Annotated in this window: 13 protein-coding genes; 8 read left to right on the top strand and 5 right to left on the bottom strand. The window is 71.4% G+C overall.

The window, feature by feature from the left end:
- Window positions 1-2: 2 nt before the first annotated feature.
- Together mltG and C1I97_RS04785 are read right to left on the bottom strand one after the other, a co-directional pair.
- A complete protein-coding gene (mltG, locus tag C1I97_RS04790) occupies window positions 3-860 on the bottom strand; it encodes an endolytic transglycosylase MltG (RefSeq protein WP_111001971.1) in 858 nt (285 codons plus the stop codon).
- A 121-nt stretch (window positions 861-981) separates the two neighbouring features.
- Entirely contained in the window at window positions 982-2,784 is a 1,803-nt protein-coding gene (locus tag C1I97_RS04785; protein WP_111001970.1) for an ABC transporter ATP-binding protein, read from the bottom strand.
- A 115-nt stretch (window positions 2,785-2,899) separates the two neighbouring features.
- Between C1I97_RS04785 and C1I97_RS04780 the strand changes: the two genes are divergently transcribed.
- Window positions 2,900-3,361 carry a MarR family winged helix-turn-helix transcriptional regulator gene (locus tag C1I97_RS04780; protein WP_111001969.1) on the top strand — a complete coding sequence of 154 codons (462 nt, stop codon included), beginning with the start codon at window positions 2,900-2,902 and terminating at the stop codon, window positions 3,359-3,361.
- A gap of 123 nt (window positions 3,362-3,484) precedes the next feature.
- Here the strand turns inward: C1I97_RS04780 and C1I97_RS04775 are convergent, their stop codons facing one another.
- Window positions 3,485-4,003: a L,D-transpeptidase family protein gene (locus C1I97_RS04775; RefSeq protein ID WP_309147775.1), complete on the bottom strand. Its 519-nt coding sequence runs from the start codon at window positions 4,001-4,003 to the stop codon at window positions 3,485-3,487.
- A 455-nt stretch (window positions 4,004-4,458) separates the two neighbouring features.
- Between C1I97_RS04775 and C1I97_RS04770 the strand changes: the two genes are divergently transcribed.
- From C1I97_RS04770 to C1I97_RS04755, 4 genes are all read left to right on the top strand, one after another.
- Window positions 4,459-6,318: an ABC transporter transmembrane domain-containing protein gene (locus C1I97_RS04770; RefSeq protein ID WP_111001967.1), complete on the top strand. Its 1,860-nt coding sequence runs from the start codon at window positions 4,459-4,461 to the stop codon at window positions 6,316-6,318.
- Window positions 6,315-8,096, top strand: a complete 1,782-nt coding sequence (locus C1I97_RS04765) for an ABC transporter ATP-binding protein (RefSeq protein ID WP_111001966.1) — start codon at window positions 6,315-6,317, stop codon at window positions 8,094-8,096. The genes C1I97_RS04770 and C1I97_RS04765 overlap by 4 nt, the downstream gene beginning before the upstream one ends.
- Window positions 8,097-8,414: 318 nt before the next feature.
- On the top strand, window positions 8,415-8,888 hold the full coding sequence (locus C1I97_RS04760; RefSeq protein ID WP_111001965.1) for a DUF5709 domain-containing protein: 474 nt from the start codon (window positions 8,415-8,417) through the stop codon (window positions 8,886-8,888).
- A 66-nt stretch (window positions 8,889-8,954) separates the two neighbouring features.
- The gene (locus C1I97_RS04755) at window positions 8,955-9,218 is read left to right on the top strand and encodes a type B 50S ribosomal protein L31 (protein ID WP_111001964.1); all 264 of its coding nucleotides are present in this window, start codon (window positions 8,955-8,957) and stop codon (window positions 9,216-9,218) included.
- A 47-nt stretch (window positions 9,219-9,265) separates the two neighbouring features.
- On the opposite strand, the gene C1I97_RS04750 is transcribed toward C1I97_RS04755, so the two are convergent.
- The gene (locus C1I97_RS04750; protein WP_111001963.1) at window positions 9,266-10,060 is read right to left on the bottom strand and encodes a metal-dependent hydrolase; all 795 of its coding nucleotides are present in this window, start codon (window positions 10,058-10,060) and stop codon (window positions 9,266-9,268) included.
- Between the two features lie 145 nt (window positions 10,061-10,205).
- Here C1I97_RS04750 and C1I97_RS04745 point away from each other — a divergent pair, with 145 nt between their 5' ends.
- A complete protein-coding gene (locus C1I97_RS04745) occupies window positions 10,206-12,719 on the top strand; it encodes a DEAD/DEAH box helicase (protein ID WP_181446566.1) in 2,514 nt (837 codons plus the stop codon).
- Window positions 12,720-12,756: 37 nt separating this feature from the next.
- Complete coding sequence (locus C1I97_RS04740) at window positions 12,757-13,626, top strand: acyl-CoA thioesterase (protein ID WP_111001983.1); 870 nt, start codon at window positions 12,757-12,759, stop codon at window positions 13,624-13,626.
- Between the two features lie 292 nt (window positions 13,627-13,918).
- Here the strand turns inward: C1I97_RS04740 and C1I97_RS04735 are convergent, their stop codons facing one another.
- A complete protein-coding gene (locus C1I97_RS04735) occupies window positions 13,919-14,626 on the bottom strand; it encodes a class II aldolase/adducin family protein (protein WP_111001962.1) in 708 nt (235 codons plus the stop codon).
- Window positions 14,627-14,780: 154 nt separating this feature from the next.
- Between C1I97_RS04735 and C1I97_RS04730 the strand changes: the two genes are divergently transcribed.
- A partial coding sequence (locus C1I97_RS04730) for an inorganic phosphate transporter (RefSeq protein WP_111001961.1) occupies window positions 14,781-15,970 on the top strand: 1,190 nt, incomplete at its 3' end.

The following is a 15,970-nucleotide window of genomic DNA, read 5'->3' as shown; positions in this document are numbered from 1 at the left end:
GCTCACTTCGTCGACTGCGGGCTGTAGCTCCTCCGGCTCGCGTGGAACTCGGCGACGTTGCGCTGGTGTTCGGCGTAGTCGGCGGTGAAGCGGGTGTCGCCCGGCTTGACCGTGACGAAGTACAGCCAGTCGCCCGGTGCGGGGTTGATCACGGCCCGCAGGGCGTCCTCGCCCGGGTTGTCGATGGGCGTCGGCGGCAGCCCCATGCGCTGGTAGGAGTTGTACGGGCTGTCCGCCTGGATGTCGTTCGCGCTCGTGCGGGCCCCGGTGCGGTCGAGGGCGTAGTTGAGGATGGAGTCCATCTGCAGCGGCATACCGCGCTCCAGCCGGTTGAAGACGACTCGTGCCACCTTCGCCATGTCGGCCTTCGTGGCGGACTCGGCCTGGACGATGCTGGCGATGGTGACCGCCTGGTACATGTTCATGGAGTTGCGCTGCGCCCCGGCGGCGATCGGGGCTCCGTTGAACTTCTTGTCCGCGGCGTCGACCATGGCGGACAGCAGGGACTGCGGGGTGGCCTTGTCGTCGACGGGATACGTCGCCGGGAAGAGGTAGCCCTCCGGGTTGCCCTCGGCGGCGGCCGGGAGCTTGAGGGGGGCCTTGGCGAGCGACTGCTTCGTGGTGCCGGCGGGCAGGGCGAGGACCTTGTCGATCGCGGCGTAGACCTGGCCGGCCCGCCAGCCCTCGGGGATCACCAGGGTGCGGGGGCGCGTCGGTCCGCCGCTGCGGCCGTCGCTGGCCAGGGTCAGCAGCGGCACCGCCACGGCGGTGCCGGCCAGGACGGCCCCGGACACGATCAGGGCCAGTCGGCCCCGGCGCGTCAGCCGGATCGTTCTCCGTGACGGAGTGTTCGTCTGCATGCGGGCACGGTAACCCGCACACCGCCGCAAACCTGGCATATCTTCAGCCTGTCGGTCCGGTCTGCCCTGACGGCTCGCCGACCGGGCTCGCCCGCTCAGCTCGTCGGCTCAGCTCGTCGGCTCAGCTCGTCGGCTCCAGTTGCGCGTCCCGGCGGACCAGTGCGGCGTAGCGTCCGTCGAGGTCCAGCAGTTCCTGGTGGGTGCCCTGTTCGGTCACCCGCCCGCGGTCGAGGACCACGATCTGGTCGGCGCCGCGGACGGTGGACAGCCGGTGCGCGATGGTCAGGGTCGTCCGGTTGGCGGACAGGGCGTCGATGGCCTCCTGCACGGCGGCCTCCGTACGGGTGTCCAGGGCGCTGGTCGCCTCGTCGAGGATGAGGACCGGCGGGTCGCGCAGGATGGTGCGGGCGATGGCCAGGCGCTGCTTCTCGCCGCCGGAGAAGCGGTGGCCGCGCTCGCCGACGACCGTGTCGTAACCGTCGGGCAGGGCCGCGATGTGGTCGTGTATCTGCGCCGCCTTCGCCGCCGCCCGCAGTTCCTCGTCGGTGGCGTCCGGTTTGGCGAAGCGCAGGTTGTCGGCGACCGAGGCGTGGAAGAGGTACGTCTCCTGGGAGACGACGCCGACGGCGCGGGCGAGGGTGTCGAAGTCGAGGTCGCGCACATCGACCCCGTCGAGGGTGACGCGGCCGCCCGTCACGTCGTAGAGCCGGGGCACCAGGTACCCGAGGGTGGACTTGCCGGCGCCGGTCGGGCCGACGATCGCGAGGCTGGAGCCCGCGGGGACGGTGACGTCGATGCCGTCGAGGATCGGGCCGCTGTCGTCGTCGTAGTGGAAGGCGACGTCCTCGAAGCGGACCTCGCCCTCGATTCGGTCGAGGTGGACCGGCCGCTCGCGTTCGGTGATGTCGACGGGCAGGTCCAGGTACTCGAAGATGCGCTGGAAGAGCGCGAGCGAGGTCTGGATCTGCACGCCGGTGGAGAGCAGGCCGACGGTCGGCCGGAACAGGCCCTGCTGGAGCGAGACGAAGGCGACGAGCGTGCCGATGGAGACCTCCGGACCGCCGAGCTGGAGGGCGATGCCCGCGGTCCAGTAGATGACGGCCGGCATGGCGGCCATGACGATGGTGATGACGGCCATGCGCCAGCGGCCGGCCATGTTCGACCTCACCTCGAGGCCGACCAGGCGCTCGGACTCCTCGGCGAAGGACGCGGTCAGCGAGTCGGAGCGGCCCATCGTGCGGCCGAGCAGGATGCCGCTGACGGACAGCGACTCGGTGACCGTGGCGGCCATCGCGGCCATCTGCTTCTGGCGCTGGGTGGTGATCTTCTTGCGCTCGTTGCCGACGCGGCGGCTGATCCACACGAACACCGGGAGCAGAACCAGGGAGACGATCGTCAGCCGCCAGTCCAGGGCGACCATCGCGACGATCGTGGCGACCACACTGGTGAGGTTGGACACCAGGGAGGTGGCGGTGGAGGTGACGGTGGCCTGCATGCCGCCGATGTCGTTGGCGATGCGGGACTGCACCTCGCCGGTGCGGGTGCGGGTGAAGAAGGCGAGGGACATGCGCTGCAGCCGGCCGTAGACGGCGGTGCGCAGGTCGTGCATGACCCGCTGGCCCACGGTCGTGGAGATCAGCGTCTGCAGTACGCCGAACACGCTCGTGAGAACGGCGCCGAGGATCATGCCGAGCGCGAGCAGGCTCAGCAGACCGGTACGGCCCTGCGGGATCGCGACGTCCAGGGTTTCCTTCAGCAGGAAGGGCGTGGCGACGGAGACCAGCGAGGAGGCGCCGACCAGCAGGCCGACGATCGCGAGGCGGCCCCGGTAGGGACGGAAGAGCCTCAGGATGCGGCGGACCTGCCGGGGTTGGCCCTTCGCGTCGGCCGGCGGTGTCCAGGCGGTTTGGTGGTCGGGGTGCATGAGCTCCTACGAGGTGGGCGGGCGCCGGCCGACGGGCGCGGCCGGCGATGACTCACGGATCCTAGCTCATTGTTACCTATACTCACAATGAACAAGATCCTGATATGGTGCCCGCATGAGCTCCCCCGACCCCGACGGCCTGCTCGCCGAGCAGTTGCTGCGGCTCACCCGCCGGGTGCACCGCATCCAGAAGCGCCACCTGGAACAGCACGCCCTGGGCATCACGCCGGCCCAGTCCCGGCTGCTGCGCACCCTGGCACACTTCGGCGAGCCGCCCCGCATGGCGGATCTCGCCGAGTCCCTGGAGGTCGTGCCGCGCGCGGTGACCACGCTCGTGGACGGACTGGAGGCGAGTGGCAAGGTGCGCCGGGTCCCCGACCCGGCCAACCGCCGGGTCATCCGGATCGAGCTCACCACCGAAGGGCGCGGGGCGCTGCGTGTACTGCACGGCGCGCGCCGGGCCGCCGCGGAGGAGATCCTGGAACCCCTGACGGAGGAACAGCGCGAGGCGCTCGGCGAACTGCTGGACACACTGGTGGGCACGGTGCCCACGCAGGGGCGTCGCCGACGCCACTGAAACGTGCGCGGTGGGGACGCGAACACCGCCGGCCGAGAGCTCGGCGCATGGGCAGCCAGTGTGACGGGAGCGCGTCACCGCGGCTCTTCCCGCCGGCCGTACCGCCGGTCCCATGGGGCCGCTCTACAGCCGCAAGTGGGCCCTGTCGCCCATCACGATGACGGGCTTGTCCTTCGGGTCGAGCGTGCGCAGCAGGTATTCCATCGCGGACTCCGGGACGCTGACGCAGCCCAACGTGCCGTCCTCGTGGTCCACGTGGAGCCAGATCCCGCCGCCCTTGGACTGCCCCAGGGGGCGGGTCGGGTCGTCCGGGCGCGTGCCGCGCAGGCGGTTGTAGTCGATGGCGATGACGTAGTCGAAGTCGTGCCAGTGCGCCTCGTCCCAGTAGTAGGGGGAGATGAAGGTCTCGTCGTCCTGGGTGTAAGGGAACCTGGTGCCCGGGTCCTCGAGGAATCCGCCGGCGTCGGAGAGCGTGAACACCCCGACGGGGCTGCGCTCGTCGCCTTCCCGATGGTTCGTGGTCCAGCCCTGCTTGCCGTTGTGCGACGGCCAACTGCCCGACTGCTGCCACAGGGTGCCGCGTTTTTGATACAGCACCAGTGTCGAGTCCGGGGAGTCCCTGTGGTCGCCGTAGACCACCACAACTTGCCGTGTACCGAGGGGGATCCGCTGCCACAGCCGTTCTCCGATGCCCGATATCCGGGACGGGGCCCCGGGAAGGCCGGGCCGGGCGGTCCCTGACGGCCCGCCGGGTCTGGGGCCCTCGCGGCGGTGGACCTCCGTCTGGGTCCCGCCGCACGCGGCCACTGCCGCCAGAAGGAAACCGCAGGCCGCCGCAGCGGCCATCGCATGTTTTGTGCCGCCACTCTGCATGTCTCCCATCGTCGCCACGACACGCCGGGTGATCTACTCGAATTGGCCCAAACAGCCTTACTTCCTTCCTATTGGAGCATTCGGCTTCTCCGGCGCCGGCCCGCGCTCCACGGCGCGCGGAAGGAAAACCGCTTGCTTTCGACTACTTGACGACGCGACCCTGTCACGGTCTGTCCGCCGGCCGGCGGCAACTGCTCCGCCCTGACACGAGCCACTGGGACCTCATGCAGATTCAAGACCTTCCGTATCCCGACCCCGGTGTGCCGGACGCCCGCTCGGGTCCCCGACTCCTGTGGTGGCTGGGACGGAACCAACTGGGCGGGCAGTCGAGAGCGCTGGCCTGGGGGCTGCTGCACTTCGCCTCGGTCGCCGCTCTGCCGTTCTGCGTCGGCCTCGCCGTCCAGGCGGTCGTCGACCGCTCGGGCTCCCGGCTCGCCCTGACCGGTGGGCTGCTGGCGCTGGCCTGCGCCGGCAACGCGCTCGGCGACACCTTCCTGCACCGCGCCGCGGTCACCAACTGGATCACCGCGGCCGCCCGCGTCCAGCAACTGCTCGCCCGCAAGGCCGCCGAGCTGGGCTCCGCGCTGACCCGGCGGGTGGCCGCGGGCGAGGTGGTCGCCGTCTCCACCGGAGACGTCGAGAAGATCGGCTGGTTCGTGGAGGCCGTGTCCCGGTTCACCGCGGCCGCGGTCACCGTGGTGCTGGTCTGTACCGCCCTGCTCGTGTACCAGCCGGCGCTCGGCGTGGTCGTCGTCGTGGGCCTGCCCGCGCTGGCGCTCGCGGTGCTGCCGCTGCTTCCGCGCGCGACCCGGCGCGCCGACGTGCAGCGCGAGAAGGCGGGCCGCGCCACCGAACTGGCCTCGGACACCGTCGCCGGACTGCGGGTGCTGCGCGGCATCGGCGGCGAGGAGCTGTTCCTCGACCGCTACCACCGCGCCTCCCAGGAAGTGCGGCACGCGGCCGTCCGCAGCGCCCGCATGTGGTCCCTGATCTCCGCGATCCAGGTACTGCTGCCGGGCCTGCTGCTGATCGCGGTCGTCTGGTACGGCGTCCACCTGGCCCGCACCGGCCGGATCACCGTGGGTGAACTCGTCACCGTCTACAGCTCCGTCATGATGCTCACCTATCCCTTGCGGCACTTCGAGGAGATCGCCATGGCGTACTCCTTCTCCCGCCCGTCGGCCGGGCGGGCCGCCCGGGTGCTCTCCCTGGAACGGACCACCGACGGAACCGGGACACGGGCGGCCGGCGCGCCGTCGGGCGACCTGTACGACCCGGCGACCGGGCTGCGCGCGCCCGCCGGACTCCTGACCGCCGTGGTCTGCGGCGACCCGGACGCGGCGGGCCGGCTGGCCGAACGGCTCGGCGGCCACCCCACCGAGCCGGGTACGCCGGTACTGCTGGCCGGCGTACCGCTCGACGAACTGCCGCTCGACTCCGCCCGCACGGCCGTCCTGGTCCAGGGCAAGGACCCGGTACTGCTCTCCGGTTCGCTGCGCGAACTGCTCGACGTGCCCGCCTCGGGGAACGTCTCCGCCGGGGAGGCGCTCGCCGCCGCCCAGTGCGGCGACGTCCTGGAGGCACTCGCGCAGGCGTCGCCTGCCGCCGGGGATCCGATGGACGTCCGTGTCACCGAGCGCGGCCGGTCCCTCTCCGGCGGCCAGCGCCAGCGTCTGGCTCTGGCCCGGTCGCTGATCACCGACCCGGAGGTGCTGGTCCTGGACGAGCCGACCTCCGCCGTCGACTCGCACACCGAGGCGCGGATCGCGCAGGGCCTGCGGAACCTGCGGACCGGCCGCACCACGGTGGTGTTCACCTCCTCGCCGTTGCTGCTGGACCGTGCCGACCGGGTGGTGCTGGTCCACGAGGGCACGGTCGCCGCGGTCGGTGCGCACCGCGACCTGGTGCGCACCGAACCCCGGTACCGCGCGGTGGTGACCCGGGAGACGGACGAGGAGCTCGCCGTGCACGACATGATCCGGGGCGCCGGCGGGCCGGGGACCGCACCGGCCGGTCCGCCGGCCGACGAGGCGGTCCTGCGGGGCGCCAAGGAAGAGAGGGAAAGGATGGAGGAGACCGCATGATCGGCGTGGCACCCCCGGCGTACGACCCGGCGGCCCCGGCGACGGCCGGCACCCTGCCCGTCGGCTCCGCCGCGACCGTCCGCGCCTACGTGACCGAGCTGCTGCGCCGGCACCGCGGCGCCTTCCTGCTGCTCGTCACCGTCAACACGGTGGCCGTGCTCGCCTCCATGGCCAGCCCCTGGCTGCTGGGTGGCCTGGTCGAGCGGGTGTCGCACGGCACCCGGGAGTTGCGTCTGCCCCTGACCGCGGGGCTGTTCGTGCTGGCGCTGCTCGTCCAGGCCGTGTTCGTACGGGAAGTGCGGCTGCGCGGAGCGATGCTGGGCGAGCGGATGCTGGCCGACCTGCGCGAGGACTTCCTCGTCCGGTCGGTCGGGCTGCCGCCGGGCGTACTGGAGCGGGCGGGCACCGGCGACCTGCTCTCCCGCATCACCACCGACATCGACCGGCTCGCCAACGCGATGCGCGAAGCCGTGCCGCAGCTGGCGATCGGAGTGGTGTGGGTGGCACTGCTGCTCGGCGGTCTGGTCCTCACCGCGCCGCCGCTCGCCGCTGCCGTGCTGCTGGCCCTGCCGCTGCTGCTGATCGGCTGTCGCTGGTACTTCCGGCGGGCGCCGTCCGCCTACCGCTCGGAGGCCGCGGGCTACGCCGCCGTGGCCGCCGCGCTCACCGAGACCGTCGACGCCGGGCGCACCGTGGAGGCGCACCGCCTGGGCGAGCGCCGCGTCGCCCTGTCGGAACTCCGGATCAGGCAGTGGACGGCATGGGAGCGCTACACGCTCTGGCTGCGGTCGGTGCTCTTCCCGGTCATCAACATCACCCATGTGACCGTGCTCGCCTCCGTGCTGATGGTCGGCGGCGTGTTCGTCCTGCGGGGCTGGATCGGGGTCGGACAGCTGACCACGGGCGCGCTCATCGCGCAGATGCTCGTCGACCCGGTGGGGCTGATCCTGCGCTGGTACGACGAGTTGCAGGTGGCACAGGTGTCGCTGGCCCGGCTCGTCGGCGTCCGCGACATCGGACCGGACGCCGGGGACGCCTCGCTGACCCCTACCGGCCGGGACGTGCACGCGGACCGGGTGCACTTCGGCTACCGGGAGGGGGTCGACGTGCTGCGCGAGGTGTCCCTGAAGGTCGCCCCGGGCACCCGGCTGGCCCTGGTCGGCCCCTCGGGCGCCGGCAAGTCCACACTGGGCCGGCTGCTCGCCGGGATCTACGCGCCGCGGGAGGGCCGGGTCGCCCTCGGTGGCGCCGAGCTCTCCCGGATGCCCGCCGAACGCGTCCGCACCCACGTCGCCCTGGTCAACCAGGAGCACCACGTCTTCGTGGGCTCCCTGCGCGACAACCTGCTGCTCGCCCGCGCCGACGCCGTCGACGCCGAACTGTGGGCGGCGCTCGGCGCGGTCGACGCCGACGGCTGGGCACGTGCCCTGGAGGGCGGCCTGGACACCGAGGTCGGCTCGGGCGGCCTCGCCCTCACCCCGGCCCAGGCCCAGCAGATCGCCCTGGCCCGGCTGGTCCTGGCCGATCCGCACACGCTGGTCCTGGACGAGGCGACCTCGCTCCTCGACCCACGTGCGGCCCGGCACCTGGAGCGGTCCCTGGCCCGCGTCCTGGACGGCCGCACGGTCGTCGCCATCGCCCACCGGCTCCACACGGCCCACGACGCGGACGTCATCGCCGTGGTCGAGAACGGCCGCATCAGCGAGCTGGGCACCCACGACGACCTGGTCGCCGCGGACGGCGCATACGCGGCGCTGTGGCGGTCCTGGCACGGGTGAGCGGACGAGGGCGGCCCGCCGACTGCCCGGCCGGGGCGCGGGCCGGCGCCCGGAACGACAGCGCTCCGTGGCACGGCCGTCGCCGTACAGGGAGGCGGTCCCCGGGGACGGGGGTACGGGCCACGGCCTGCAGGACGGAGGCTGGTGTCGTGCCGTTGCGCGGGGACGAACAGGGGTGGAAGGCTGGAAGGCGGCAACGGCTCGGGGAGCGCCCGGGAACCGTCCGGTTCGCGCCGGGTGACGGCTGTGCCCCGCGCACCGGCAGCCGCCTGCCGGCCGCGGTGAGAACGGGCCCGTTCCCACCCCCTGGAGGTACCTGTGGACAACGCCGACGGATGGGGAGACGACGTCTACCAGCCCGATGCCGACTCCGAGGTCAAGGAAGACACGGGAGTGCTCGACTCGGAGGACACGCTGGAGTACGACGGTGTCGACGACCCCCTGGACCGTGGCTGGTCCCCTCCGGAACGACCGTGGGCGGTGGAGCACACCGGTGTGACCGCGGCCGAGCGCCGGCAGGGCGAGACCCTGGAACAGCGTCTCGCCGAAGAGCTTCCCGACCCGGCCGCCCCGGACGGCGACGACATGGGCGACTGCGAGGGCACCGACGGGGAACTCCTGGACAACGAGGTCGGCGCCGCCCGCTCCGGCCGCCTCGTCGCCCCCGACGAGGGAGCGCACGAGGACGAGGAGAGCGCGCTGATCGCCACCGACGTGGGCATCGACGGCGCGGCCGCCTCCGCCGAGGAGGCCGCGATGCACGTCGTCGACGAGGACACCCTGCACAGCTGACCCGGCCGCCCGCACGCCGTCGCCCTCTCCCCGGCCGCTCCCTCCCCCGCCGCACGAGGAGTTCCCATGCAGCAGGACAAGCATCCCGACTACCACCCCGTCGTCTTCCGCGACCGTTCCGCCGGCTACGCCTTTCTCACCCGGTCCACCGCCACCAGCGAGCAGACCATCGAGTGGGACGACGGCGAGACCTACCCGGTCGTGGACGTGGAGATCTCCTCGGAGAGCCACCCGTTCTACACCGGCAAGGCCCGCACGGTGGACTCCGAGGGCCGCGTCGCCCGGTTCGAGCGGCGCTACGGCGGCGGACAGGGCACGGGCGGCGACTGAGCCGCGCGAGGCCGCGCCTCCCCCCGGACGAAGTACCGAGCGGTCCCTCAGATGAAGTTCAGCGCGGCCGCGCAGCCTACCCCGCCGAGCACCATGAACGCCGGCATCAGCACCTTGAGCTCGACCCAGCTGCCCGCCCGGAACCGCATCGCCTTCGGCGGGCCGACAGGGTACCAGCGCCTGCGGCCCACCGGTATCGGCCACAGGATCGGACAGCCGGAGACGGTCAGCGCGTCCCCGATGTCGTGCACCAGCGCGCCCAGCACGATCGGCAGGCCGAGCCACAGGTACTCCTGGCCCGCGGCGGTGAACAGCCAGTTCGAGCCGTTGCCCGGCTGGTCGAGCACGTCCGCGAGGATCCAGGCACTGGTCGCGGCCAGCAGCCACACCAGGATGTCGCTGCTGGAGCCGCGGGCCGCCCGCCACAACAGGCCCTCGATGGCCAGCACCATGTGCACGAAGAGAATCGCCAGCACCGCCCAGCGGCCACCGGTGATCGCCAGGACGGAGGTGCCCGTCCCGATCAGCACCGCCCACACCCAGGTGTGCGTCAGCGTCCGGTGCCCGCCGGAGCGGCGCGGGTCGCCCTTCATGCGCGTCGCCTTGTAGACGGCGTGGGACAGCTTCTCGACGATCTCGCACAGCCGGTACGAGATCGGTCCGAAGGCGCGCGAGATGGTCGCGGCCTTGTGGTCCAGGTCCGGGGCCAGGGCGGCCCCGGCGCAGACCAGCGCACCGACCAGCAGGACCGGCCAGGGCATGGGGCGTCCGGCCGCGGCGGCCGCGGCCCCCACGCCCAGCCAGGCCGCGGCGCCCGACAGTGAGTGTGCTGGTCCCATCATGGCCGTTGCCCGCCCCATTCCTGTTGCTGCGCCGTCCAGTTGTCCCGGTGCGCCGATGTTCCGTCGGCGACACAGCGTAGCGGTCGTGATCTTCGGATCGGCAGCCGATTCCCACCTCGGCCGGAGGGCCAGGCAAGATGGGTGGGTGACCCTCATCGATCAGCTCCCGCCGACCGCCGACCCCGACGCCCTGTACGAAGCCTTCGAGTCCTGGGCCCAGGATCGCGGTCTCACGCTCTACCCCCACCAGGAGGAAGCGCTGATCGAAGTGGTTTCCGGGGCGAACGTGATCGTCTCCACGCCCACCGGCTCCGGCAAGAGCATGATCGCCGCCGGCGCACACTTCGCCGCGCTGGCCAGAGACGAGGTCACCTTCTACACGGCACCGATCAAAGCGCTGGTGTCGGAGAAGTTCTTCGAGCTGTGCAAGCTGTTCGGCACCGAGAACGTCGGCATGCTCACCGGCGACGCCTCCGTGAACGCCGACGCGCCCGTCATCTGCTGCACGGCCGAGGTGCTGGCCTCGATCGCGCTGCGCGACGGCAAGAACGCCGATGTCGGCCAGGTCGTCATGGACGAGTTCCACTTCTACGCGGAGCCCGACCGCGGCTGGGCCTGGCAGATCCCGCTGCTGGAGTTGCCGCAGGCGCAGTTCGTGCTGATGTCGGCCACGCTCGGCGACGTCTCCTTCTTCGAGAAGGACCTGACCCGCCGCACCGGCCGCCCCACCGCGGTGGTCCGCTCGGCCACCCGCCCGGTACCGTTGTCCTACGAGTACCGGCGCACGCCGCTCACCGAGACGCTCACCGACCTCCTCCAGACACGCCAGGCTCCCGTGTACATCGTGCACTTCACCCAGGCCCAGGCCGTGGAGCGGGCGCAGGCGCTGATGAGCATCAACATGTGCTCGCGCGAGGAGAAGGAGCAGATCGCCGATCTGATCGGCAACTTCCGCTTCACCACCAGGTTCGGCCGCAACCTCTCCCGCTACGTCCGGCACGGCATCGGCGTGCACCACGCCGGCATGCTGCCCAAGTACCGGCGGCTGGTGGAGAAGCTGGCGCAGGCCGGTCTGCTGAAGGTGATCTGCGGCACGGACACGCTCGGCGTGGGCGTCAATGTGCCGATCCGTACAGTGCTGTTCACGGCGCTGACCAAGTACGACGGCAGCCGCGTGCGCACGCTGCGGGCCCGTGAGTTCCACCAGATCGCCGGCCGCGCCGGACGTGCCGGCTTCGACACGGAGGGCTTCGTCGTCGCGCAGGCGCCCGAGCACGTCATCGAGAACGAGAAGGCGCTCGCCAAGGCCGGCGACGATCCCAAGAAGCGCCGGAAAGTCGTCCGCAAGAAGGCACCTGAGGGCTTCGTCGGCTGGACGGACAACACCTTCGACAAACTCATCGTCTCCGAGCCGGAGCCGCTGACCTCCCGTTTCCGTGTGACGCACACGATGCTGCTGTCGGTGATCGCCCGTCCCGGCAACGCCTTCGAGGCGATGCGGCACCTGCTGGAGGACAACCACGAGCCGCGCAAGCAGCAGCTGCGGCACATCCGGCGGGCCATCGCCATCTACCGCTCGCTGCTGGACGGCGGCATCGTCGAGAAGCTCGACCAGCCGGACGCCGAGGGCCGTATCGTGCGCCTCACGGTCGACCTTCAGCAGGACTTCGCGCTCAACCAGCCGCTGTCCACCTTCGCGCTGGCCGCGTTCGAGCTGCTGGACCCCGAGTCGCCGTCCTACGCGCTGGACATGGTCTCCGTCGTGGAGTCCACGCTGGACGACCCGCGGCAGATTCTCGTCGCCCAGCAGAACAAGGCGCGGGGCGAGGCCGTGGCGGCCATGAAGGCGGACGGGGTCGAGTACGAGGAGCGCATGGAGCGCCTCCAGGACATCACCTACCCCAAGCCCCTGGAAGAGCTGCTCTTCCACGCCTACAACACCTACCGCAAGAGCCACCCCTGGGTCGGCGACCACCCGCTGTCGCCGAAGTCCGTGATCCGCGACATGTACGAACGGGCGCTGTCGTTCACCGAGTTGGTCTCCTTCTACGAGCTCGCCCGCACCGAGGGCATCGTGCTGCGCTACCTGGCCAGCGCGTACAAGGCGCTGGAGCACACGGTCCCGGACGACCTGAAGTCCGAGGACCTGCAGGACCTGATCGCCTGGCTGGGCGAGATGGTGCGCCAGGTCGACTCCAGCCTGCTGGACGAGTGGGAGCAGCTGGCCAACCCGGAGGAGATGACCGCCGAGGAGGCACAGGAGAAGGCCGACCAGGTCAAGCCGGTCACCACCAACGCCCGTGCCTTCCGCGTCCTGGTCCGCAACGCCATGTTCCGCCGTGTCGAGCTCGCCGCCCTGGACCAGGTCGAGGAGCTGGGCGAGATGGATGCCGAGTCGGGGTGGGACGCCGAGGCGTGGGGTGAGGCGATGGACAAGTACTGGGAGGAGTACGAGGACCTGGGCACCGGTCCCGACGCCCGCGGCCCGAAGCTGCTGCTGATCAAGGAGGAGCCGCAGAACGGTCTGTGGCGAGTGCGGCAGATCTTCGACGATCCAGGCGGCGACCACGACTGGGGCATCAGCGCGGAGGTCGACCTGGCCGCCTCCGACGCCGAGGGCCGCGCGGTCGTCCGCGTGACCGACGTCGGTCAGCTGTGAGTGCAGGAGAAACCCATACATGGCGGACATGGCGGACATGACGAACCCGGCCGAAAGGCTCGTCGACCTGCTCGACCTGGAACGGATCGAGGTCGACATCTTCCGTGGCCGCAGCCCGCAGGAGTCCCTGCAGCGGGTCTTCGGCGGCCAGGTGGCCGGGCAGGCGCTGGTCGCCGCCGGACGCACCACGGACGGCGAGCGCCCGGTGCACTCGCTGCACGCGTACTTCCTGCGCCCGGGCCGGCCGGGGGTGCCGATCGTGTACCAGGTGGAGCGGGTGCGCGACGGGCGGTCCTTCACCACCCGCCGGGTCACCGCCGTGCAGCAGGGCCGCACGATCTTCAATCTGACCGCCTCCTTCCACAAGCCCGAACAAGGGAGCTTCGAGCACCAGCTGCCGCCGGCCCGCGAGGTTCCGGACCCGGAGTCCCTGCCGACGGTCGCGGAGGAGATCCGGGCACATCTGGGCGAGCTGCCCGAGCAGTTGGAGCGCATGGCGCGCCGCCAGCCGTTCGACATCCGGTATGCGGACCGGCTGCGCTGGAGCGCCGAGGACGTCAAGGGTGCCGAGCCGCGCAGCGCCGTGTGGATGCGCGCGGTCGGGCCGCTCGGCGACGACCCGCTCGTGCACACTTGCGCGCTGACCTACGCCAGTGACATGACCCTGCTCGACGCCGTACGCATCCCGGTCGAGCCGCTGTGGGGGCCGCGGGGATTCGACATGGCCTCGCTGGACCACGCCATGTGGTTCCACCGGCCGTTCCGGGCGGACGAGTGGTTCCTGTACGACCAGGAGTCGCCGATCGCGACAGGCGGCCGGGGCCTTGCCCGGGGCCGCATCTACAACCTCGAGGGGCAACTGATCGTGTCCGTGGTGCAGGAGGGGCTGTTCCGCAAGGTGGGCTGACCTGCGGTTTCACCGATCATCGGTCGGCCCGCGCCGCGTCGTCCGACGCTCCGCGGGCCGGCCGTTACGACGTTCTCGCCGAGAACGAAGCAGGGGCCGTGGCGGCGACGCTCGTCGCGCCGGCCGCCGCCAGGACTGCGGTGACGGCCGCGGCCGTCGCTGTGACTGTGCGCACGGGACCAGTGTCGTGGCGTATCCGGCCGCGGGCCAGTGGGGGGAAGGGTCGGGGTGACATGTCCCTGCGAGTTCCACCGGAGAGCGGTGTTCACCCCTGCGCCGCCCGCACGGGCCGCTACCGCCCCGGCTGCCCGTACCCCCGCAGCCGCTCCTCCGCCCGCGCCAGTTGCTCCGGCATCAGCAGGGACGGGGTCAGGCCGGGCACGGACGACGCCGTCAGCCACAGGCGGCACATCCACTCCAGCTGGGCGGTGCGGTCGTAGGCCTGGTCGAGGGTGGTGCCGTAGGTGACCGTGCCGTGGTTGCGCAGCAGGCAGCCGGTGCGGCCGTCGAGCACGCGCAGCATGTTCCGGGCCAGCTCCTCGGTGCCGTACGTCGCGTACGGGGCGACCCGGACGGGTCCGCCGAGCGCGCCGGTCATGTAGTGGATCGGCGGCAGCTCGGTGACGAGCGTGGAGACGGCCGTCGCGTGCACGGCGTGGGTGTGGACGACGGCGCGGGCGTCGGTGGTGCGGTAGACGGCGAGGTGCATGGGCAGCTCGCTGGTCGGCACCAGTGTGCCGAGCACCTGCCGTCCCGCCAGGTCGACGCCGGTCACGTCGTCGGGGGTGAGCCGGTCGTAGGGGACACCGGAGGGGGTGACCAGTACGGTGTCGCCCACGCGTACGGAGACGTTGCCGGAGGTGCCGACGACCAGCCCGTCGGACACCGTGCGGCGGGCCGCCGCGACGAGCGCCTCCCACGCGCCGGCCACCTCCGCCGCACTCCGCGCGCCCTCGGCGTGCCCCTGTACGTCTTCTCGTTCCCGCCGCTGCTCCGTCATGACCCGATCCTGTCAGGACACGCACCGGAAGTGACCGGTATCTCCCTGACGGATCACAGGAACGGACATCCTGACGACCGCCCCAGTTCATCTTCTGTTCACCCGGATTACCTAAGTTCAACGCGCCAATGACGCTCGAACGATTGCCAGGTAAATGGAAAGCTTCTCGCTGATCCTCGCGATTGTGGTGATCACCGCACTCGCGTTCGATTTCACGAACGGTTTCCACGACACCGCCAACGCGATGGCCACCACCATCTCCACCGGCGCACTCAAGCCCAAGGTCGCGGTGGCCATGTCCGCCGTGCTCAACCTGGTGGGCGCTTTCCTCTCCGTGGAGGTCGCCAACACGATCTCCAAAGGTCTCGTCGACGAGAGCGGCATTCGTCCCGAGGTCATCTTCGCCGCCCTGGTGGGCGCGATCCTCTGGAACCTGCTGACCTGGCTGGTCGGCCTCCCCTCCAGCTCCTCGCACGCCCTCATGGGCGGCCTGATCGGCGCCACCATCGCCTCGGCCGGCTTCAGCGCGGTGCACGGCGGCGTCCTGATCACCAAGGTGCTCATCCCGGCGGTCGCCGCCCCGCTCGTCGCGGGCATCGCCGCCCTCGTCTCGACCCGGCTGACGTACAGCCTCGGCAGGAAGTCGGACGGCAAGGCGGCCGAGAAGGGTCACCGCTTCGGCCAGATCGCCTCCGCGGGCCTGGTCTCGCTGGCCCACGGCACCAACGACGCGCAGAAGACCATGGGCATCATCACCCTCGCCCTGATCACCGGCGGCGCCCTCGCCCCCGGCTCCAACCCTCCCGTCTGGGTCATCGTCTCCGCGGGCCTCGCCATCGCGATCGGCACCTACCTCGGCGGCTGGCGCATCATCCGCACCATGGGCAAGGGCCTGACCGACCTCCAGCCGCAGCAGGGCTTCGCCGCCCAGACCAGCGCGGCCACCGCCATTCTGGCCTCCTCCCACCTCGGCTTCTCCCTCTCCACCACGCACGTCGTCTCCGGCTCGGTGATGGGTGCGGGCCTGGGCCGCAAGGGCGGCGTCGTCCGCTGGTCCACCGCGACCCGCATGTTCGTCGCCTGGGGTCTCACGCTGCCGGCCGCCGCCCTGGTCGGAGCCGGTGCGGAGGCCGTGACGCGCCTCGGCGCCTGGGGCACCGCCGCCGTCGCCGTGTTCCTGGTGGCCTCCAGCGCCGCGATCTGGAAGATCTCCCGCCGCGAGGTCGTCGACCACACCAACGTCAACGACACCGAGGAGCCGGCCGGCGTGGTCACCCAGGCCATGGCCGCCGTCACCCCGCCCCCGGCCTCCCCGGTGGCCGAGGACCTCACGGTGACGATCCC

This window comes from Streptomyces sp. NTH33, assembly GCF_003236365.1.
Taxonomy (GTDB): Bacteria; Actinomycetota; Actinomycetes; order Streptomycetales; family Streptomycetaceae; genus Streptomyces.
Note: the sequence above shows the minus strand (reverse complement) of the source record. Positions and strands in the feature narration are given on the sequence as shown.